This window comes from Arthrobacter sp. B2a2-09 (genome assembly GCF_027587375.1).
Lineage (GTDB): Bacteria > Actinomycetota > Actinomycetes > Actinomycetales > Micrococcaceae > Arthrobacter.
In genome coordinates this window covers 38,432-58,881 of sequence record NZ_JAMXIC010000014.1, presented here as the reverse complement: position 1 = coordinate 58,881, position 20,450 = coordinate 38,432, and the positions used below count along the sequence as shown (strand labels likewise).

Genomic DNA, 20,450 nt, shown 5'->3' with positions numbered 1-20,450 from the left:
CATCATGCCTCACGGCACCGACAAGATAAGGTGCCGGGCAAGACAAGGAACAGCGCTAGACCGCCTACCCCGCCTGGAACGCCTGGACGCTCAGCAGGTTGATATTGGTATTGCTGCAGGCCGTGCGTTGTTGCGTGATGAACAGCGAGGCTGTGTCCTCGGGTGGGTAGACCCGGAAGCCTGCGGCAGGAGCCTGGGTGCATTCGGGGTAGTTGCCGGCCTGGGTGTAGCGGAGTTGGGCGAAACCGGCCTTCCCCGGAGCGAGGAGCACTTCTGTCACTGGCTTGGTGTCGTCGCGCGCGGCGGCCGCGCCGATCGGATCGCCGGTAGGTGAGGACGTGAGTGAGACGCCCGGGAAGCCATTGAGGACGCAGGGTTCCGTGCCGGAGTTGGTCAGGATGAGTTTCATGTAGACGCTGCCTGCCGCGCCGCCGCCCGTGGAATCGACAGAAGCCGTCAGCGAGCCCGCTTTGCAGAGAGCGACGCCGGATGCTGTCGTCCCGGTGCTCGATGGCGTGGCGCTACCGCTTGAGGTCGGAGTACCCGAGGCCGATGCCGAGGTTGACGACGAGGCCGAAGCCGTGTCGCTGGGCGTGGCTGAGCCCGAGGGCTGGGCTTGGCTTTGGAAACAGCCGGAGAGCAGGAATACCGAGGCTGCTGCCACCGTGAGCAGGAGACCGTTCTTGACTCGCATATTCGTCATGCGCACAGCATTTCGTCGTCATTTGCAGGAGTCAACTACGGCGCGGCAGCGGCGCCGGATTGGCGCCCGGATCGTAATGTTCCGGGCGCCGTCCCAGCGGACTCGTTACTTGGACACTGAAGCCGTGGCGGAACGGCGGCGGAAGAAGGCCGCGCCACCCAGCCCCAGCCCTGCCAACCCGGCGATCAGGCCGCCCCAACTGCGCGCTTGCGAGCCGTCGTCGGTCACGGAAGCTGCTTGCTCTGTGGAGATTGAAGCAGCCATGTGAGCATTACCCGCCGCGGCGTCCGCAGCCGTGACGGCCACCGACGGAGCCGGAGCCTTCAGCGAGTGCGGGTCCTGGCCGTCCTTCGGGATTTCAGCCCAGTTTGTCTGCCCTTGCTCGCAGTTCTGGAGCGTGGGGAAGTAAAGGGTCTTGCCAGCGGTGTCGGGCAGCTTCACGGACAGGACCAGCGAGTCTCGCAAATGCGGGTCCAGGGGTGCCTTGGCCGTGTAGACGATCTGGCTGGTGCGTTTGGTGATGGATGTGCCGTCGGCCAGCTTCTTGGGTTCGGGCAGCGTCTGAGTCACCTTCTCGACCGTCCAGTTGGGGTTCACCGTGGGCGTGGCGTCCGTCAGTTCATCGGGCAGGTTGATGGTCAGCTTGGTGGTGCCCGAGGTGTCGCAGCCGTGCGGGACGCCGAAGGTCAGCAGCGCGTACGAGTTGGCCGTGGTCTTGTCCGGGTTGATGGAGACGTGCGCAGAGGCGCCTGCGAGCCCGGCCATCATCAGTGCGGCTGTGCCTCCCGCGATTGCGGTGGCGGAGAGGGTACGGCGGAGTGAGGACTTGTTCATGGGTGTTGCCTTTCAACGGGCGCGCGAAAGCGCGCCAAAGTGCGGGGATGCGCCCGTCACCAGTTGAAGTCGGCGCCGGGCGGAGTCAGGAGGGTACGACGACGGCGGGCGGGCCGCGTCTGCTGGCTTGCCTGAGGTTCCGCCACGGGCGGGGGATGAATACGGCAGGTTCGCTGAACGCAACAGCGGAGCTGCCGGCGTCGGGCCTGAAGATCAGGCGGATGAGCTGCAGGAGGGGACGGAGCCACGCCTCGAGCTGCCACAGCGCCTGCTCGCCCTTGGCCAGGAGCAATGCCGAAGCGGCCGTAGCTAGGGCGTGCCCGCTCAGCATCAACCAGCTAAGGGGAGTGTCGACCTCGTGAAAATGTACTGCTTCGGCGCCCAGCGGCGGGGAAACGTGCTCGGCCGCCAGGTGGTGTGCCGGCGACCCCGGAGCCGGGCCGGTGAGCGGACCGAATGCCGTGAAGGCTTCGTGCAGGACCAGCTGGCCGGCTCCCAGAAGCGCGGCAATGACCGGGAATCCGAGCTTGAACCGGGTGGCAAGAGTTGTGACGAGCCCGGTCAATGCCAGGACGGCCAGCAAGACCGGCGCGACGGGAAGCGCCCCGCCGGAGAGGACGTGGGCCCCTGCCGCGAGGGCAACAATGGCGACTGCAAGCGCGCCCGAACGCATGGCGTGGAAGGGTGCCCGGGCATGGGATGCGCGCACGGGTTCCTCCCTCGGTAGCGTTCAAGCGGTAGTTGACCTTCCTGATCCAGTCGGTCAATCCCGTCATTATAACGGTGGTTCGTGGCTGGAACGCCGTCGGATGGGTCGTGTGGCGCGGGTCTGCTAGCCGGCGTGGACCGGGCCCGGTTCGAAATTGCCTTCCATGGCATGAACCAGAGCGAGCGCCGGGATCACACACTGGATGACCACGGGGGAAACGGTGTAATGGGTGTCCACGTTGACGAGGCCAAGATCGGCGAGCCTGGTCAGTTCGCGGCGTGCCCGCATCGCCTCGAACGCGAGCAAGACCTCGTCCGCCGAATCGATCTCTGCCGCCCTGTTGATTTCGTCCACGCTGACGGGCTCTCCAAGGGTTCCCTTCAATAGAACCCTGGCTAGAGTTTCGTTTTCCCGGGGACCTTCCTCCCACATGCTGCCCGACTCCATCACGGCACTGGCAAGGAGTACCGCCAGGAACTCTCGCCGGATCTGAAACCTCGAATCCAGGTCCTTGGAGTGCCACGATTCGGCGCCAGCGCCAGGTACCGCACGCGTCGACCCAAGCGACAGGACACGGGTGCCGACCAGGGCAGCCCAGATATCGCTTAGCACGGGAACTTCGTGCATGGAGCCGACTTCAAATGACCCAGGCTGGCCTTCCGCGTCGCCTTCGCCCTCCAAGAGAGACCGCTTCCCAGTCCTTTTCCCTCTGGCCTTCACCCCTACCGTTCCGGCTGCACCTTCAATGTCCTTAAGCCGGAGCACGCCAGTGCTCGTAACGTCCTTTCCGGCTCCCAGCCACTCCAGCAAACGTCCGGTCAACTGGAGAACCGGGAGTTCCTTGAACGCCCGGTCCTGCTCTTCATCGGAGAGTTCCGGAATGTCACCGGGAAGATCCATTTCCCCCGCGGCTTCTTCAGTGAGGAGCATCTGGAGTACGAAGTAGTCCTCCTCGGTCCCCGACCAGCGACCCGTTTCAAAGAGGAAATCAACGTAGAGATGAAGGTAGACGAAGATCTCGACAAGCGCCTCATCGCTGTCAGACTCGCCAAGCATGTCGGCAAGGGCAAGGGCTGCGTCGTCCAAGCTGTCAGGGTCGAACCTGGTTGCGGAGCTTTCTTCGCTGATAGCGTGGCTCGCCGTGATGAAGAGTTTGACGATCTGCAGACACCTCAGGGCGTCTTCGGCGTCACTAAATCTTTCGTACCAGTGAACGAATTCCGGGGTGAGGGAGTCGACTACCCGATGGTTGAGGACCAACTGCAAGGGCATTTTGGGGGCCGAAGGCACTGCCTTGAGATGGCCGCCGCGGGCCTTTGGCTTTTTCGTTTTCCGGCTCATGGCTATTCCTTCATTTCCCGGGCGCAAGCTACTACCTTGACGTTACCCGACGTCAGTATGCGGGTTCCGCTGCCTTGTTGGCAGTACCGTCCATGTCGCGGTAGCTCCACAGAATGTCCTCTAGTCCGCGGACTTCGGTCGAGTTTCCGTCCGTAAGTGTTTCTTTTTGTTGATCCCAGATAGACTAATTGCGGTCAGTGACAAGACGTCCATGGGATGTCTTCCGGGGTTTCCTGGATAGCTGGCCTTTATCTTGCCCGACCCCAAGGAAAAAAGTAGGACTTCAACTGCGGCTGGACCACTGGCTCGAACCACGAGCATTCGCGCTCTTCTAGGCGTCGCTGGACAGCCCAAAGCGCGTAGTCGGCTACTTGAAGCCCCCATGAGGATGAAGATTCCCAAACGCACAGGATGATGTTCCGGTCCTGGGCGTTGCAGACTTCACGGAGTGACTCCCGCGCGAGTTCGCTTCGTTTGTTCGTGCCGAAAGTGCCGGCAATGACGTAAAGGGTATCTTCACGCGTTGACACTTGCTTGGCGATTTCGGTGAAGTGCAGCCGCCAGGCCAGCTTGTACAGCTCCATCTGCCCCCGGGTGCGGACTGCATCATAAGCATTCGCTTTGCAGAGAAAAGTGGTGTCAATTCGAGGTTTCTGCCGGTGGATTGCGGCAAAGACTTCGTTCCGAACGGCATGCCGGTCATTTTTCGCGTGGAAGCCCTTCGCCAGCTGGGTTCCTTCGCCTTCGAGTCGTGCGCGGAGCGTTAGTCCATCCCAAAGATGGTGTCCGTGATCTTCGCGGAAGACCGCGGAACCGAAGCCGAAGTAGATGCTGGCCGCGGCGCCTTTTCCGGCCCCGTCGAAGTCCAAGTTGCCTGTCTCGTCCACGTACATGAACACGTCAGCCACCGGAACCCACTTCCGCGGCACTAGCACGGCTTGATTGGTCTTCCCCCTGGCACAGCATGGACCTGAGAATACCGGATGTCACGCCGCGGGTTCCGGGAATCACCCAGCCGTCGCCGGACCGCCTTCCGACGGCTTACCTGCCGGGCCTTTGCTTGCTGGCCCACCGCCAGCCGGCCCCCCGCCCGCTGGTGCCGGCGCGGCTTCCGAGAAGGTCCGTGCCGCACGCGAACCGGCAATGGTGCTTGCCCCGATGCTGATGAGGGCACCGAGGATCATCGCGGCGGCTTCTCCCGGCTCCAGCAAGTGCAATTGGGAGCCGATGGTGGCGGCGGCAACCGGTACTCCCAATTGGGACGCGGCCAGCACTGCGAGCGGAAGGGGCTGGCCGAGGACCCGGAGGCTTCCATGAACCAACAGCGTTCCCAGGCCAAGGCAGATCCCGAGGAGGATCATCCGCGGGCTTCCCGCGAGAGTCCGCAGGTCAAGCGATGCGCCCAGCCAGACGAAGAACACCGGCCCCAGGAAACCGTCGCTCACAGCGAAGAGTTGGTGCGCCAGGCGCCGGGGTTCGCCCACTGCCGAGACGACCAAACCGAAGGAGAACCCGGCCAGCATGATGGACACGTGGCCCAGGACCGCGAGCCCGGAAAGCGCGAAGAGCAAGGCCAACTGGATCCGCAGTTCCAGGGCGAACTTCCGGTCTTCGGACATGTCGTGCAACCGCCCGCGATTACCGCTGTTCTCCTGCCAGCGAAGCACGAAGAACAAGACCAGCGCGCAACCCGCGACGACGGCGGCCCCCACGGCTGCCCGGCCAGCGTTAGGTGGGTCAACGGCTAACGGAAGCGCCACAATGCACGCGATGTCAGCGATCGCCACTTGCGCCGTCGTCGTCAGGACCTTCGGCCCTGTCAGCCGAAGCGAGTCGACGATCGGCAAGACCAGCGCTGCGGAGGAGGACGCGAGCAAAACGATGTAGAGGGGAGCATGTCCGGTGCCGAAGGCAAAAGCGATGACGATTCCGACGACGGCGGCCAGCACCGCAGCGATCCCGGCGCGCAGGGCGCCACTACCCAGAGCGGGACGGATGGCTTTGTCCCGCACGGGGACATGCGTCCCGGCGACGAACATGATGAGCGCGAACCCGACGTCGGCCACGAACGTGAAGGTTGGATCCGAAGAGTCCACCAGGCCCAGGCCCGTACGTCCGATGACGATGCCCGCCAGCAACTGTCCCAATACAACGGGAAGGTGCCATTTCCGGGGCAACGCCAGCAACGGCCCGAGGAGCGCGACCGTGGCGATCAGCGAAAGCTGAAAGAACGACACACGTTCCTCCTTCTACCGGCGTTGCGGTGGGTTAGCGGTGATTACCGGGGCGCATCAGCCAGTTTGAGCGGAATGTCGGTGTTTTCGTCCGTGTAGTAGCTTGCGCACACTCGATGGTAGCCATCGGCCACCTGGGCGGGAATGCCCCGGGCAAGGTCGCCCTTGACCATGAGGATCGGCGAGAGCTTCTTGCCCTCCTTGATCTTCTTCAGGTCCGAGGCCACGTGGGCGTTGTCCTCGGGCAACAGCACCAGCCGGGCCGCCCGCAGTATGTCCTTGGCCTTGCGGTGCTGGATGGGCGCATCCTTGAGTGCCGCGACCACGGAGGCAACGACGTCGTCGGATTCCAACAGTGACAGGTAGTCGGCCGCGCTCGGATAGTCCTGGTCCTCGGGCTGCGCCAACCAGCGGACTTCGTCTTTGTTGTCATCAGGCATGCGTTGTACTCCTTGGCCAGCGGTAACGGCTTGCAAACGTAGGTGGCGCCGGACGGGGGACCCTGGAGAGGTCCGTGCCGGGACGCCGTCGTCGTAATTCCAGGGCGAGACTTTCTTGGCCGCGCGCCATCGCCCAGTGGTGATTCGCGGCAAAAGCGGGTTTGAGCAGCCAGCTTAGCCGCCGAAGCAGCGGTTTCGAGGTGCTGACGCGCCAGTCATAGCTGACCACCGTTTCCGGACCGTCCTGTTCGAAAGTCCAGCGCCCGGTACCATTCAAGTCGCCGCTCGCCGCGATCGCGAATCCTCGCTCCGTGATGGGTTCGGTGACCGTGAACCTCCAACGCAGCGTGTACGGTAGCCAACCCTTGGAGTGCAGGGAGAAGGCTTTTCCCGTGCCGTCCGCATTTCCCGGATCCAGCGGAAGAACCCTCAGATACACCGAAGGCCACCAGCGGGGCAGTGTTCCGGCGTCGCCCAAAATATCCATGACCTCATGCGGGGTCCCCGCGACGCGCCAGACGGTGCGGAACTCGTAGTCGGCGTTGCTCTTGGAAGTGCCGCCCATTGCTGCCTCCACGGAGCGGATGGATTGTGGACTCACAGTACTCATGCCGTTGCACACGGTCAACGGCCCGGCTTCGGCTTGCTCGCGGGCCGGTTACTCCCGGACGGTCACCGTCAGCCGTTGGATGTCATTGTTGCCCATGCCTTGATAGTTCCACTCCGGCGCCTCAGGCTGGATCTGTCCGGTGGAGTCCGTCGCACGGCATGCCAATTCGTGGGAACCGGGCGTTGCGATCCACGTGAACGTCCATCCACGCCACGCATGCCGGCCTGTGGGAGCTTGAAGTTGGGCTTCCTCCCAGGCCCCGTCCACGCAGACTTCCACGCTGTCCACGGTTCCTTTCCCGGACCAGGCCCGGCCGCTCAGCTGGACCGGTCCCGCCTCGACGGTGCGCTGCCGCGTGAAGAAATCGGGAACGCCAGGGGGAACCATGAGGGAGCGGACTTTGATCCGCTGAACGGGTTCGCCAGGATCGTCCGCGTCTTGGGTGTAGCGGTACGAGTCGAGCTGTTGGTACCCGTCGAAGCTGTGGTCTATTGCCTCGATGGATTGCAGCCATTTGACGCTCGTCATCCCATACCAGCCCGGGACCAGCAGTCGGACAGGGTAGCCATGCTGCGGTGGCAGGGCTTGGCCGTTGACCTCATAGGCGAGCAGGACGTCGCCGGACATTGCTTCCGCGAGCGTCAGGCTGCGCGCGTACTGATGCTCCACGCCGCCCTGGATCCCGCGGTCCGCGCCCGTGAAGACGAGTTCGACGGCGTCAGGTGAGACGCCGGCGTCGAGCAGCAACGGAGCGAGCGGGGTTCCGGTCCACTCGGCGGTGCCCACTCCACCCTGGTCCCATGGCTGGCTCACAGGCCGAGGTTCCAGCCGCGAGCGGCCGTTGCCGGCGCACTCCATTGTGACGGCCTGGGTGCGGCGCTCGCGGTGCTGGAGGTCGGGCAGGGTGTACTCGTGCGGATGGTCCACGAACCCGCCAATATTCAGCCGCCACGAGACGGGATCGATCTGGGGGACGTCGAAATGGACCAGGAGGTAGTGCATGCCCAGCGGGGTGACGGGCCATCGGAGCATTTCCAACGGCATGGCATGGTTGCGCGAAGCAAGTTGCAATTCTTCGCGGGTGATGGGACCGGTTGTTGGAGTGGCCGGTGCGGTTGGTTCTGTCGGAGCGGCAGGGGCGGTGGGGGCTGGGGTGGCAACAGCGGCGCCTTCCGCTGTGCGGCGGGTGTTGACGCTCATGCTCCCAGTATGGGCGTCCGGGGCGGCGGTGTCACTGGTAGTTTGAGTCCTAAACAACCTCAGGAGTCCGTTCATGGCGCGCCCGCTCAAACCCTTGATCTCCATCGATGCCGTGGTCACGGCCGCCCTGGAACTCATTGATGAGAGCGGCGATTTCAGCCTCCCCAAACTGGCCGCCCGGATCGGCGTCAGCCAGTCCTCTATCTACAATCACGTGTCGGGACGGGAAGAGATCCTGGAACTGGTCCGGGGCCGCATTACCGAAGGCGATCCCCAAGCGCTCGACTTGGCTCCGGGCGTCGAGGCCACTTGGGAGGATGTGCTGCGGTCCGAGATCCGTACCTACCGGGAAAACTTCGCCCGGCATCCGCGTGCGGCGCCTCTGATGGTGATGCAGACCGTCCGGAACCCCCACGTCATCGCCCTTTATGAGCGCATGGCTTCCGCCCTGGAGGAAGCTGGCTTTCGCGGCGCGGACGTTGCCTCGGCCCTCGCCATGATTGACAGTTTCGCCATTGGCGCGGCGCTGGACCTGGCTGCTCCGGGCAATGTTTGGGACGTGGCACCCGGCACTGAATCGGCGCTGGGACGCGCCGTCGAGGGAGCGTCGAAACTCGCCGACCGGGCCGAAACGGCTTTCGAGTTCGGGCTTGAGGCCCTCATGGACGGCCTGCGCTTGCGGCAGGGCAGGCTAGGGCGTTGAACAGGCGGGGTCCCACGTAGTTAAGGGAAGTTTCCCGCACGGGCTTGTGCTCGACAAGATTGCTCGCCATACTAAACGAAAGCCTTTCGTTTAGTGATTGAGGAACACCCAGTGACCACCTTGCCGCGCACCCTGTACCGAAACGCCAAGATCTTCACCGCAGACGGGCCCGCTTCGGCCGAAGCCCTACTTGTTGAGGGAGAGCGACTGGCTTTTGTTGGCAGCGAGGCTGAGGCGCTTCGATTGGCTGGGCTGGCCGGTCCGGCTCCGGCCTCCGTCGTCGATCTGGGCGGTGCCTTTGTGCTCCCAGGCTTTATCGACGCGCACACGCACATCGTGATGATGGGCCAGACCATGCAGAAGGTTGCCTTGCGCGACGCCGCCAACCTCGAGGAGATCCAGCTCCGCCTCAAGGAAGCTGCCGCCGCAAATCCGGAGGCCCCGCGCATCCTGGGCACCAGTTGGCTTTTCTCGGCCGTTCCCGGCGGTGCGCCGACCGCGGCGATGATTGACGCCGTCGTGCCCGACCGCCCGGTTTACCTGGACGCGAACGATCTCCACTCCATGTGGGTCAACACCGCCGCGCTTGCGGAAATGGGCATCGACCGGAATACGCCGGACACGATCGGCGGCAGGATCCTTCGCGATCCGGAAACGGGCCAGGCAACCGGGCTGTTGGAAGAAACCGCGATGCACCAGTACGCGTGGCCGAAATTGGCTTCGCTGACCACTGATGAACAGCGCGACGAGCACTTGGCCACGGCGTTCGAGCACTACTTGTCCACAGGCGTCACGAGCGGAATCGACATGGCGCTGGTCGAAGATGAACTTGCCTCGATGGGCCGTGCGCTAGCGACCGGCAACGGAACGCTGCCCCTGCGGGTCAACGCTCACTGGCTGGTGGCTCCCACCGGAAACCATGAAGAGAACCTTGCCCAGGTGGCTCGCGCGGCGGAGCTGGCCCGCGAAGTGAACACGCCGTGGCTGCGGGTGATCGGGATCAAGATCATCGCGGACGGAGTGATTGACGGTTGTACCGCTGCCATGAAGGAACCGTACGCGGACGGCAGCAACGCGGAGCTGATCTGGCAGCCCGAGTTCCTCAATCCGGTGGTGGCCGCCGCCGATGCCGAGGGTCTCCAGGTTGCCATTCACGCGATCGGCGACCTCGCATCCGAAGTAGCCCTTGACGCCTTGGAGTACGCCAACGAGGTGAACGGGCCCAGGGATCGACGGCACAGGATTGAACACATGGAAACCGTCACGGAGGAGAGCATCCAACGCCTGGCAAGGTTGGGTGTGGTTGCTTCCATGCAGCCCGTCCACGCGGATCCCGCTGTGCAGGAGAACTGGCGTGCCATGCTGGGCGACGATCGCGTTGAACGCGCCTTCCCTTGGACGGAGTTCACCGACGCCGGCGCCACGCTGGCGCTTGGATCGGACGCTCCCACCGCCCCGCACCAACCGCTGCCCAACATGTTCGTCGCGACTACCCGGAAATCGGCCTTGGACGCGAGCCTGCCCGCGAACCTGCCGAAGTACGCTCTGGACCTCGCCGACGCGCTCAGCCATGCCACCCGCGACGCGGCCTACTCCTGCCGCCGGGAGGCTGAGCTGGGCACGCTCGCCACCGGGATGCTCGCGGACTTTGTTGTGCTGGACACGAACCCGTTCGACGCCGGACTGGACTCGCTGCTGACGGCGTCGGTTGCGCTCACTGTGGTGGGCGGGGAGGTGCGGTACCGGGGGTAGGGGGCTGGGGTTCCGCGTCCGACGTCGGGCTGTTGGGAAAGTATTCTTCATTGAGTTGGTCTTTGGGTTTCGCGCCCGTGGACTGAGACAGATGAAAGAAGGAGATCCCCCGTGAAGATCCGAGCACCGCGTGTCGACGTGAGTGGCGTTCTCCTTGTTTGGGCCCTGATATTCGGGCTGTGGCAACCTTTTGTATGGTGGCGGGGGATTGTCGCTGCCGTATGTTTGATCGTCGCGCTGTGGGGCTTTGCCGGGTGGTACCGGCGTCGCTCTGTGCGGGGGCGTTAGGGGCTGTGAATTGCCGGGTGGCTGGCGGTTCCACAGTGGGGGCAGAGAGGATGTTGTTTGCAAGCAGCACTCCCACTGAAGCCACCAGGAGGCCCCCGAGACTAAGCACTCCGGGAGCAGTATTGTGTAGTGTGCGGGCAGGAAATACCCCCATCCAGCATGCAGACGTATCGCCTGCGGTCAGTCGTGTGCTGCCACCAATGGAGGACCGATGTTAATCCCCGACAAGGATTTCACAGGCGAAAAGTCGCTGACGGACCGGGAAGCTTTTCTCGTCATGACCGAGTTCCTCTTGAGGTATTCGAAAAGTATCGGCGGCGAAGATGATCTCATAACGCTGCTCGGCGACACCGACATCCTAGACGATGGGGGCACTGCTGATCCGGCGGCATGGCTCGACTGGCTGGTTTGCGTTCGAGACGTCCTTGAAGGGCAGCTTGTAGGAAACACGCTGACCGAGGACGCAGCTTTTTTCGCCGCGACAGGGTGGAAGAGGGAAAAGACCCTCACCGATAGCGCAGCATTTTTCGCCGCCGTCGAGTTCATTTGGAAGCATGCCCGTCGGTTTGGCGACAAACTACATTCGTTGCTCGACGCCGTCACCCGTGAAGCCAATGAAGGCTCAGGCGATTCTTCTATCTGGGAAGACTGGACGGAATGTGTCCAACATGTCATGGCCGGGTTGCCACCGAGAAGACAATAACAACGTCTGCATGGGCCACTCGGGAGTTCGTGATCCCGAATGTGGACGGAACATTGTTTTTGCCCGCATAGCACCGACAAAGCCGCGTATCCACAGCAGGGAATCGCGGCCGGGCCCGTGGGTGTGGACCCTCCGAAAGTAGGCTGTACCCGACCCCCTCGACCACCACGCCTGGCTGGCCTCCTCAAACTGCCGCCTGGACGCATGACCAACTACCGGGAGAGACTAGACGTCGACCACGAGAGGAGGCAACAAGACCACCGCAGCGTCGGTCTTCGCCGCCTGGTCGCGCACTTCCTCGCGAACGGTCGTTCGCGGACCAGTGTCATCTGTGATTCGGCCGCTTCATCCGGTGCCAGGGTTATCGGCGAAAGGTGACGTGGACGATACCGCTTTCGGCGGTCTCTGACGTAACGGTGTATTCGCTTTCCAGCCCCCGGAGATCGTCCCAAAGCCGTATTCCACTACCGAGCAGGATCGGTGTGATCGCGACGTGTAGCTGATCGACAAGTCCGGCCCTGAGGTAGTCGCGCACAACGGTAGGGCCCCCTCCGATACGCACGTCCTTTTCACCCGCCGCACTGACTGCTCGTTCAAGCACTTCTTCCGGGCCGGCATTTACGAAGTTGAAGGTGGTGCCGCCAGCCATCGTGATGTCAGGGCGAGGCGTGTGAGTGAGGACGAACACCGGGACGCGGAATGGCGGCTCGTCACCCCACCAGCCCTTCCACTCGGGGTCATCGGGGAAGTTATGGAACCCGAACATGCCGGCACCCATAATCTCAGCTCCAACGCCCTCGAAGTAGGCCGCCGCGTATTTGTCGTCGACGCCGGACGTTCCTTCTCCACTCGTGTCATGCAAGACCCGCTCACGGAACGTGCGGGTGGACGTATATGCCTCGACCAGTCGGCCCCAGTCCGACCCGAACGGATTCTCCGGAGTTGCGTCGGTGGTCGTGGCGAAACCATCCAGCGAGATATTCAGGTCAACTCGAACAGCCATGGTGAAGGTCCCCTCAGATCAGTGGTTGCGTTATGCAATCACCATACTGGTGGTTCGATCATCGCCACGGAAGAATTCACAGAAGAATTCATGGAGCCACGGTCTGGGTGCGAGTCTTCGATACCCGAGGTATCCAACAGCGCACGGCGTCGCGGTATTGCCGGAATTGTTCGCCGAACCGTTCCTCCCGGTCGGCCTCGAGGGCCTGACAACCTAATTCCACACCAGCGAGCCCACGACGGCGAACATGCCTCCACGCTGAAGCGCGGGTTATCGACACCACCCACCTCACACCCCCGCAGGCAGCCCAGCAGATCGCAGAAGCCCTAGCGAACTAAACAGCGGGCCACAGTAAGCAATGGAACAGGAAAGGCCGGCACCCAATGGCCGCCGGCATGAGCAACGCCGACGCCACTCGGTACCTGAAGGAACGGGCCGAGGAATAGCAGGCCGCAGGTACACAACGCGCTGCTCCAGCGCGTTTCTCCAGAGTCGGAGAATGCCGGTTAGCCAAAAGACTCAAATCCGTGTCTCCGTATTTCACGGAGACCGACACGGATCAGATCCTGGCTGCAGCCAAGGCTGTCGGGCACTCCGGGGTGCACGTGAATCAGCTGTCTGCCTGTCAGGAGGCGTTGGCAAGGTATTGGGCCAGTGCTTCCCTGAGGATTTCGCTCGGCTTGCGGTGCTCGATTTCGGACCGGGCAACCAGTTGTGCGTCCATGTCCTTCGGGAGGCGGATGGTCCGGGACGGGGATGTTCCGCTGCTGCTCAGGGAGGGCTTGCCGACCGCTCTTTTTAGCGCCTCGGGCGAGCCCAGGGCTGCTTCCAGCAGGGCGCGTCCGGCACCTGGCCCGGACGCCTTGGTGATGCGGGCGTTAGGGCCTATGTCGGCGGTCTCCGCCCATTCGCCCAGGGTATGGAAATCGGCCTGTTCTTCCGGGCTCAGGTCCTGGCCGCCCTCGGCCTTCTTCTCATTCATTCCGTTGTTCCTCTCTCGGCAATGTCGAGTATCTTCCGCCTTGCCTCCATCACGTGGAAGACGAGGATGTCGTTGGGCGGTGTAATGACCGCCATGACTTCGAGAATCGTCCGACGGTCCCGGGAAGGGCCGATAAACAGATCCGGACGTGCGCCTGATTCCACGCGCGGCTCATCGAACTGTTCAACGTGGTAAATCTGGTTCAGGATTGCATGCAACGCATCCTCACGGGCAATTCCATGTTTGTTTGCGCTGTCCGCCCACCTGATCGCCATTGAATATTGTCTCACAATAATATTGTTATTGCAAGACAATATTGGGGCGTTAGCCCTCGGTCCGAGCGAGCGGTCTGACGGAACGACAACCTTTGAAGGGACACATGGGTGCACTCATCGCCACTGAGAGCGGGTCTTCGATACCCGAGGTATCCAACAGCGCACGGCGTCGCGGTATTGCCGGAATTGTTCGCCAAACCGTTCCTCCAGGTCAGATTCCTCGAGCGGCCTGACAACGTAATTCCACACCAGCGAGCCCACGACGGCGTATGCCACCACCAGCCATGACTGCAGGATGACACCCACCGCGGAGCCCTGAAGGATGCCCGAGACCGCCATTGGATTACGAATCCAGCGATACGGACCTGCAATGACCAGCCGGTTTGGCATCGCCGATGGGAGCGGCGTGCCATCTCCCAGCGTCGACATCGCTACCCCAGACGAGATGCCGAGGGCGCTGGCGAGTACGAGAACCGCGACACCGACAGGGGCTGCAAACGACGGAAACGCGAGCGCCACCGCCCAGCGCTGTTCGAGAAACGCAACTGCAAACGGAATCACCGCCAGGAAGAACCCCCAGAAGAGGACGATTTGCCCGAATGTTGAAGCCACGTGGGTTGCTGCGGTCGGGCGGGGGATTGCGGAACGGAATGCGAACGGACCGCGGAGGATCCACTCGGTTGGTACACGCCCTAGAAAGATGAGGCAAAGCGCGATCAGCGAACCCGCGGTGGCAGCACCCATGGTTAATACGCCCCAGCCCGCTTCGGTTGTGATTGTGGCGTACACCGCCAGTGCGACGACGACAACACCCGTCCAGCCGGCACTCACCACCGCGGCGGCCCTAACGCCAAATGCCGCCACGGCCGAGGCAATGACAAACAATGGAATGTCGAAAACAGCGACGGCGATCGGGTCGAGGTTGCCGAGGGTCGCTTCGCGCACCACCGGCGAGAGGAAAACCGCGGCCCACCAGGAGGCGCCGGCAATCGCCTGCATGGCGAAATAAGCTCTGCCCCACCAAACAACTTTGCCCCGCCTAATCAAGGGCGTCACCGGCTTAACCCAAACATTAGTAAGTCCCCGTCGAAGACAATTTTGGCCTCAGCCTACCGAATTCGAACGCTGCGTCTCTCAACGGGAGTGGCGACCGCAGGAGTAGTAACCCCCCAACCCCCACAAAATCCCCTCACGGCTACAATGAGAAATATGCCGGACATTGAGCGTTGGCCCACCGGACGGTTGTTGTCCACAGCGGCCCGGCTGGTGGAACACGCTTGGGACGAGAATCTCAGGTCGATCGGCCTCACTCATGCCGGTGTCATCGCGCTGGAAGTCCTTGCAGCCACTGGCCCCATCACCCAGACCACGCTCGCGCAGATCGTGCGCGTGCAGGCCCAGACCATGGGCCAGACCCTCAGCCGGCTCGAAACCCACGGCCACGTGAGCCGCAGTCGAAGTTCCGAGGACAGAAGGGTTCATGTCGTTTCACTGACCGACGCCGGCAGGGAAGCGCTTGAGCAGGCGGTCGAATCGGAGCAACAGGTTCTCGCCCAAGTGTCCATCGATACCTCGATGTTCAGGCAGGAATTGAAAATAGTCGTGCGCGAGCTGGCAGGCCGACAAGCACCCGGGGGAGTCACTGCCAGCATCCCTTATGCCTCCGCGGGACGCGAAGGCTAGTCCAAGGAAACGTCGACGGCGGGCTGCTCACCATGTGCGGACCGCTCACCGCGCGCAGCCAACTCACCGCGCACGGCCAACTCGTCCAAGACCGCGTCGTACCAAGACTTGACCCCGAACTCAGGCTTCCCGACGTCGAGCAGCCTGAAGAGGGCGTCAGCCAAAAAGGTGAGCTCGGCAACTGACAACTTCGCAAGGCCTTTGACGGGGTCCATCTCTCCGTCCAGGCATGAGGAGAGTAGCGCGTTCACAGCGCGGCTCCCTGCTTGGCGGCAGCCGTGCGGGAAGACTTGGAAGACGTGGGGGTACGGCGGATCATGGGGTCACTCCATAGAAGAGTTCCGAGGGCCGCTGCATAACCCACCTTGATGATATCGACGCTCCGAGGCGCGCGGCAAGCGCGCCGCGCCGCCCGAAGCCAGCATCAGCACACGCCAAATGGTGCGTTCAGCCCTTTCCGCGTCGCCGGAAAAGCCAAGCAAGTAGTGCAAGGGCAGCGGCGGCGCAAAGCACGGGGCCGAAACGACGCACCAGGACCGGCCACACGGCCGAACCCAGATCCAATTCCGACGACGGCGACGACGGCGCCGACGGTGCGGACCGCGGTGCAGCCGCGGACACAGGCGCCGCCGGAGGCCCGGCCACCGGTGCTGCCGACCCGGCAGCGGGCTCCCCAGACTCCGCTACGTCGGCCCCAGCCGCCCCGGACTCTGCAGGCGCCGCCGAGGCTCCGGCGTCGGGCTCGATATCCTTCTCAGCCCCGCCGCCCGCCTTCCCGATCACGCACTGGACAAACTGGGCCAGCAACTTGTCCGAGATGTCCTGGATGACGCCCCGGCCGAATTGGGCCGGTTTGCCGGTGACGTTCATGTCGGTGGTCACGTCCACGGCGGTGCCGTCCCCGTCGGGCGTCAGTACCGCCGTCACGGTGGCGCCAGCCGTGCCGTTGCCGCGTTTGTCCTTCCCCGTGGCCGAAATGACCACCGTGTGCGTCTCCTGGTTGCGTTCGAGGAATTCACCGGTGCCGGTGTAGATCATGGCGATCGGGCCGAGCTTGACCTTGACCGTTCCGGTGAATTCCTCGCCGCTCACGGACGTGAGGGTCGCCCCCGGGAAACAGGGCGCGATGTCTTCCAGTTGGTTGAAGGAATGCCAGGTGTCCTCCAGCGAACTGGGAACCACGAAATGATGTTTGAGTTCCACGTCTCCCTCTCGCCGCGTTCCGCTAGAGCCCGGCGGCCGCGATGACGGCCCGCTTGGTCAGGACCTCGGCCAGGTGGCGGCGGTACGCCGCGTCCCCATTGAGGTCGCTGGCGGGATCGGTCCCTTCTGCAGCGTGTGCGCTCGCGGTGGCGATCGCTTCCCGGGTCAGCGGGGCACCTACGAGTGCCTGTTCGACGGCGGTCGCCCGCAAGGGCGTGCTGGCCATGTTGGTGAGACCGATCCGGGCCTCGGCGATGGTGCCGCCTTCCACCCGGACCATCGCGGCCACCGCGACGATGGACCATTGCTGGGCCACCCGGGTGAACTTCTCATAGTGCGCGCCCCAACCGGTGTACTTCGGCACCCGAATATGGGTGAGGATCTCGCCGTCGTCGACGGCGGTGGTGAAGTACCCCTGGAAGAAGTCCGCCGCTGCCACCCGGCGTTCCCCGTTCGGACCCGCCAGGATGAACGTCGCGTCCGTGGCCAGCACCGGTGCGGGCATGTCGCCCGCCGGGTCGGCGTGCACCAGGGCGCCGCCGAACGTGCCGCGGTGGCGGACCTGCGGATCCGCGACCGTCGCCGCGGCCTTGGCCAGCAACGGCAGGTGCTCGGCAATAAGCGGGTCGGTGGCGATCTGGTGATGCGTTGTCATGGCTCCGATCAGAAGCGCGTCACCGTCGTCGCGGACCCCGGACAACTCGCCGATCCGGCCCAAGTCGACCACCATCGCCGGGTCGGCCAGGCGCAGCTTCATCACGGGGATCAGGCTTTGACCCCCGGCCAGCAGCTTCACGTCGTCGCCGGCGTCGGCCAACACGCCCAACGCCTCCGCCACCGTGGCCGGAGCAGCGTAATCGAATGCGCTCGGAATCATTGCACACCTCCGGTGGTCTTGGCTTCTTCGAGGGCGGCCCACACGCGCGACGGCGTGCACGGCATCTTGATGTCCTTCACTCCAAGGTGCCGCACGGCGTCCAGTACACCGTTGACAATGGCGGGCGTCGAGGCGATGGTTCCCGCCTCGCCGACTCCCTTGGCCCCCAACTGGTTGGTGGTGGAAGGCGTCTCGGTACGCGCCGTCGTGAAGTGCGGTAGGTCCGGCGCACTGGGCACCAGGTAGTCCACGAACGAGCCCGTAACCAGGGTGCCGGCGTCGTCGTGCACGGCCTCCTCATAGAGGGCCTGCGCGATTCCCTGTGCCAGGCCGCCGTGGACCTGGCCCTCCACAATCAGCGGATTGACCACCACCCCGACGTCGTCCACGCAGACGTACTTGCGGATGGTGACCTGCCCGGTCTCGGTGTCCACTTCCATGGCGGCCAGATGGGTGCCGTGCGGGAAGGAGAAGTTCTGCGGGTCGAAGGTGGCATTCGAGTCAAGATTGGGCTCGAACCCGTCCGGCAGGTTGTGCGCGGAGAAGACGGCGAAGGCGATTTCACCCAGCGCCGTGGACTGATCGGTGCCCTTGACACTGAACTTGCCGTCTGTGAATTCGATATCCTCTTCGCTGGCCTCCATCATGTGCGCTGCCACAACCTTGGCCTTCTCGATCACCTTGTCCGCAGCGGCCAACACAGCCATGCCGCCGACAGTCAGTGACCGGGAGCCGTAGGTGTCCAGACCCCGCTGGGACGTCTGGGTATCGCCATGAAGTACCTCGACATTTTCGAACGGCACGCCGAGCCTGTCCGCCACGAGCTGGCTCCACGCGGTTTCGTGGCCCTGGCCATGGGCAGAGGATCCCGTCACCACTTCGATGTTGCCGGTGGGCAAGACCCGCACTTGGGCGTGCTCCCAGCCGCCGGCGGCGTAACTGAGGGCGCCGAGAACCCGGGACGGAGCCAGGCCGCACATTTCGGTGAACGTGGAGATGCCGATGCCGAGTTGGACGGGATCGTTGGCTTCGCGGCGCCGCACTTGCTCGGCCCGAAGCTCGTCATAGCCAAAGAGCTCCAGCGCCTTCGCCGTGGCGGCCTCGTAGTTGCCGCTGTCGTATTCGAGCCCGGCGACGGTGGTGAAGGGGAATTCCTCGTGCTTGATCCAGTTCTTCTCCCGCAGCTCCAGGGGATCCATGCCGAGTTCGACGGCGAGTTCGTCCATCAAGCGCTCGATCGCAAAGGTTGCTTCCGGTCGGCCGGCGCCACGGTAGGCATCGGTCCACGCCTTATTGGTGAAGAGGTTGGTGCATTCGAATCTGTAAGCCGGGAATTTGTAGATCGAGTTGTACATGAAGGCGCCCAGGATCGGGACCCCGGAAGTGACCAGGCCCAGATAGGCGCCCATGTCTGCCAACAGATGCACATCCAGTCCCGTGACGATCCCGTCTTTGGTGGCCGCGAGCTTCACTTTCTGCACTTGGGCGCGGCCGTGGTGGGCCGCCATGAGGGATTCGCTGCGGGTCTCGGTGTACTTGCACGGCTTGCCGGTGTGCCGAGCGGCAAGCACCGTGATTGCTTCTTCGGGGGTCACCTGCAATTTTCCGCCGAAGCCGCCGCCGACGTCGGGGGCGATGACGCGCACTTTGCTTTCCGGGATGCCCAGGGTCAGCGCCAGCATGAGCCGGAGGATATGCGGTATCTGCGTGGCCGACCACACGGTGATCTGCTCACCCGTGGGGTCCACCAGTGTCGATCGGGGCTCCATGAAGGCCGGGATGAGCCTCTGCTGGTAAAACGTACGCTCAATGAGGACTTCGGCACCATTCAATGCCTCGCTGATCGGCTTGCCGGTGCCGGCCTCGCCCGAGTCAAAGATCCAAGTAGCCGATTTGTTGGTGCCCAGGTCCGGGTGGGCCAGCACCTCATCCTTCAATGCCTCTTCCAGGTCCAGGACGACGGGCAACTCCTCATAGGAGACATCGACCAGTTCGACGGCGTCGCGGGCTGCGGCTGCGCTGCGGGCAATGATGCACGCAACCACTTCGCCGGCAAAAGCCACGGCATCGACGGCGATCGCCGGGTGGGCTGGAGCCTTTTGATCAGGCGTTATCGGCCAAGCGTTGGGCAGGCTGCCCTGTTCCGCGGCCACATCCGCTCCCGTAAGCACGGCAACGACGCCGGGTGAAGACTTCGCGGCGGAGGCGTCGATCGAAGTGATCTTCGCGTGGGCGAACGGACTGCGGACCATTGCCAAATGGAGCATGCCGGGGAGAGTGATGTTGTCCGTGTACCTGGAGCGTCCGGTGATGAGGTGGGCATCCTCCTTGCGGAGGCGGGACCTTCCGACTTCGGTGATGGTCATGCCACACCTGCCGTTTCAGATTCGTCGCTGTCTGCGGACACCGTGCTGTCAGAGGACACCGTGCCGTCAGCGGCGGCCTGCACCGCGGCAACAATGTTCTGGTATCCGGTGCATCGGCAAAGGTTTCCCTCGAGGCCGTCCCGGATTTCCTGCTCGGTGGGGTGCGGGTTTTCGGTGAGAAGGGATGCCGATTGCATGATCATGCCTGGCGTGCAGAAGCCGCATTGCAGCGCATGGCATTGGTGGAAGGCTTGCTGCAGCGGGGCCAGCTTGCCGTCCCGGGCCAGCCCTTCGATGGTGGTGACGTTGTGGCCGTCTGCCTGAACCGCGAACATGGTGCATGATTTGACGCTGACTCCGTCCAGATGGACGGTGCAGGCGCCGCAGTTGGTAGTGTCGCAGCCGATCAATGTGCCGGTCTTGCCAAGCCGTTCGCGCAGGTACTGGACCAGCAGCAATCGTGGCTCGACATCGTCTGTGTAACTCACATCATCGACTTCGACGGTGATCGTCTTGGAACTCGCCATTGGGATCTCCTGTCGCG

The 20,450-nt window shown here is 63.4% G+C and carries 22 protein-coding genes; 4 read left to right on the top strand and 18 right to left on the bottom strand.

What is annotated here, in order from left to right; translation table 11 throughout:
- Positions 1-64: 64 nt before the first annotated feature.
- The 9 genes from NFJ07_RS15425 to NFJ07_RS15385 all read right to left on the bottom strand — a co-directional run bounded on the left by NFJ07_RS15425 (position 65) and on the right by NFJ07_RS15385 (position 8,071).
- Positions 65-703: a DUF4232 domain-containing protein gene (locus NFJ07_RS15425; protein WP_269995624.1), complete on the bottom strand. Its 639-nt coding sequence runs from the start codon at positions 701-703 to the stop codon at positions 65-67.
- A 105-nt stretch (positions 704-808) separates the two neighbouring features.
- Positions 809-1,537 (bottom strand): YcnI family copper-binding membrane protein, encoded by a 729-nt coding sequence (locus NFJ07_RS15420; protein ID WP_269995622.1) that lies wholly within the window; start codon positions 1,535-1,537, stop codon positions 809-811.
- Between the two features lie 85 nt (positions 1,538-1,622).
- Positions 1,623-2,246, bottom strand: coding sequence for a hypothetical protein (locus NFJ07_RS15415; RefSeq protein ID WP_269995620.1), 624 nt, complete (start codon positions 2,244-2,246; stop codon positions 1,623-1,625).
- 123 nt (positions 2,247-2,369) lie between these two features.
- Positions 2,370-3,587, bottom strand: coding sequence for a hypothetical protein (locus NFJ07_RS15410; RefSeq protein WP_269995618.1), 1,218 nt, complete (start codon positions 3,585-3,587; stop codon positions 2,370-2,372).
- Positions 3,588-3,835: 248 nt separating this feature from the next.
- Positions 3,836-4,495: a DUF3800 domain-containing protein gene (locus NFJ07_RS15405; protein ID WP_269995616.1), complete on the bottom strand. Its 660-nt coding sequence runs from the start codon at positions 4,493-4,495 to the stop codon at positions 3,836-3,838.
- Between the two features lie 99 nt (positions 4,496-4,594).
- Positions 4,595-5,824 (bottom strand): cation:proton antiporter, encoded by a 1,230-nt coding sequence (locus NFJ07_RS15400; RefSeq protein ID WP_269995614.1) that lies wholly within the window; start codon positions 5,822-5,824, stop codon positions 4,595-4,597.
- A 41-nt stretch (positions 5,825-5,865) separates the two neighbouring features.
- A complete protein-coding gene (locus NFJ07_RS15395; protein ID WP_269995612.1) occupies positions 5,866-6,261 on the bottom strand; it encodes a hypothetical protein in 396 nt (131 codons plus the stop codon).
- A complete protein-coding gene (locus tag NFJ07_RS15390) occupies positions 6,254-6,826 on the bottom strand; it encodes an SRPBCC family protein (RefSeq protein WP_269995610.1) in 573 nt (190 codons plus the stop codon). Before NFJ07_RS15390 ends, NFJ07_RS15395 begins: the two co-directional genes overlap by 8 nt.
- Positions 6,827-6,919: 93 nt before the next feature.
- Positions 6,920-8,071 carry a sulfite oxidase gene (locus NFJ07_RS15385; protein WP_269995609.1) on the bottom strand — a complete coding sequence of 384 codons (1,152 nt, stop codon included), beginning with the start codon at positions 8,069-8,071 and terminating at the stop codon, positions 6,920-6,922.
- Positions 8,072-8,144: 73 nt separating this feature from the next.
- Between NFJ07_RS15385 and NFJ07_RS15380 the strand changes: the two genes are divergently transcribed.
- From NFJ07_RS15380 to NFJ07_RS15370, 3 genes are all read left to right on the top strand, one after another.
- Positions 8,145-8,774 (top strand): TetR/AcrR family transcriptional regulator, encoded by a 630-nt coding sequence (locus NFJ07_RS15380; RefSeq protein ID WP_269995608.1) that lies wholly within the window; start codon positions 8,145-8,147, stop codon positions 8,772-8,774.
- 111 nt (positions 8,775-8,885) lie between these two features.
- A complete protein-coding gene (locus NFJ07_RS15375) occupies positions 8,886-10,526 on the top strand; it encodes an amidohydrolase (RefSeq protein WP_333482062.1) in 1,641 nt (546 codons plus the stop codon).
- 499 nt (positions 10,527-11,025) lie between these two features.
- Complete coding sequence (locus NFJ07_RS15370) at positions 11,026-11,517, top strand: hypothetical protein (RefSeq protein ID WP_269995607.1); 492 nt, start codon at positions 11,026-11,028, stop codon at positions 11,515-11,517.
- Between the two features lie 361 nt (positions 11,518-11,878).
- On the opposite strand, the gene NFJ07_RS15365 is transcribed toward NFJ07_RS15370, so the two are convergent.
- The 4 genes from NFJ07_RS15365 to NFJ07_RS15345 all read right to left on the bottom strand — a co-directional run bounded on the left by NFJ07_RS15365 (position 11,879) and on the right by NFJ07_RS15345 (position 14,776).
- A complete protein-coding gene (locus NFJ07_RS15365) occupies positions 11,879-12,520 on the bottom strand; it encodes a dihydrofolate reductase family protein (RefSeq protein WP_269995605.1) in 642 nt (213 codons plus the stop codon).
- 625 nt (positions 12,521-13,145) lie between these two features.
- Entirely contained in the window at positions 13,146-13,502 is a 357-nt protein-coding gene (locus tag NFJ07_RS15355) for a hypothetical protein (RefSeq protein ID WP_269995604.1), read from the bottom strand.
- Entirely contained in the window at positions 13,499-13,792 is a 294-nt protein-coding gene (locus NFJ07_RS15350) for a hypothetical protein (protein WP_269995602.1), read from the bottom strand. The genes NFJ07_RS15355 and NFJ07_RS15350 overlap by 4 nt, the downstream gene beginning before the upstream one ends.
- 99 nt (positions 13,793-13,891) lie before the next feature.
- On the bottom strand, positions 13,892-14,776 hold the full coding sequence (locus tag NFJ07_RS15345; protein WP_269995600.1) for a methyltransferase family protein: 885 nt from the start codon (positions 14,774-14,776) through the stop codon (positions 13,892-13,894).
- Positions 14,777-14,986: 210 nt separating this feature from the next.
- Here NFJ07_RS15345 and NFJ07_RS15340 point away from each other — a divergent pair, with 210 nt between their 5' ends.
- Positions 14,987-15,460, top strand: a complete 474-nt coding sequence (locus NFJ07_RS15340) for a MarR family winged helix-turn-helix transcriptional regulator (protein WP_269995598.1) — start codon at positions 14,987-14,989, stop codon at positions 15,458-15,460.
- On the opposite strand, the gene NFJ07_RS15335 is transcribed toward NFJ07_RS15340, so the two are convergent.
- The 5 genes from NFJ07_RS15335 to NFJ07_RS15315 all read right to left on the bottom strand — a co-directional run bounded on the left by NFJ07_RS15335 (position 15,457) and on the right by NFJ07_RS15315 (position 20,433).
- Entirely contained in the window at positions 15,457-15,711 is a 255-nt protein-coding gene (locus NFJ07_RS15335; RefSeq protein ID WP_269995596.1) for a hypothetical protein, read from the bottom strand. The genes NFJ07_RS15340 and NFJ07_RS15335 overlap by 4 nt on opposite strands.
- Positions 15,712-15,907: 196 nt before the next feature.
- Positions 15,908-16,663 (bottom strand): SRPBCC family protein, encoded by a 756-nt coding sequence (locus tag NFJ07_RS15330; protein WP_269995594.1) that lies wholly within the window; start codon positions 16,661-16,663, stop codon positions 15,908-15,910.
- A gap of 22 nt (positions 16,664-16,685) precedes the next feature.
- Complete coding sequence (locus NFJ07_RS15325) at positions 16,686-17,540, bottom strand: FAD binding domain-containing protein (RefSeq protein WP_269995592.1); 855 nt, start codon at positions 17,538-17,540, stop codon at positions 16,686-16,688.
- Entirely contained in the window at positions 17,537-19,906 is a 2,370-nt protein-coding gene (locus tag NFJ07_RS15320; protein ID WP_269995590.1) for a xanthine dehydrogenase family protein molybdopterin-binding subunit, read from the bottom strand. The genes NFJ07_RS15325 and NFJ07_RS15320 overlap by 4 nt, the downstream gene beginning before the upstream one ends.
- Entirely contained in the window at positions 19,903-20,433 is a 531-nt protein-coding gene (locus NFJ07_RS15315; RefSeq protein WP_269995588.1) for a (2Fe-2S)-binding protein, read from the bottom strand. The genes NFJ07_RS15320 and NFJ07_RS15315 overlap by 4 nt, the downstream gene beginning before the upstream one ends.
- Positions 20,434-20,450 lie beyond the last annotated feature (17 nt).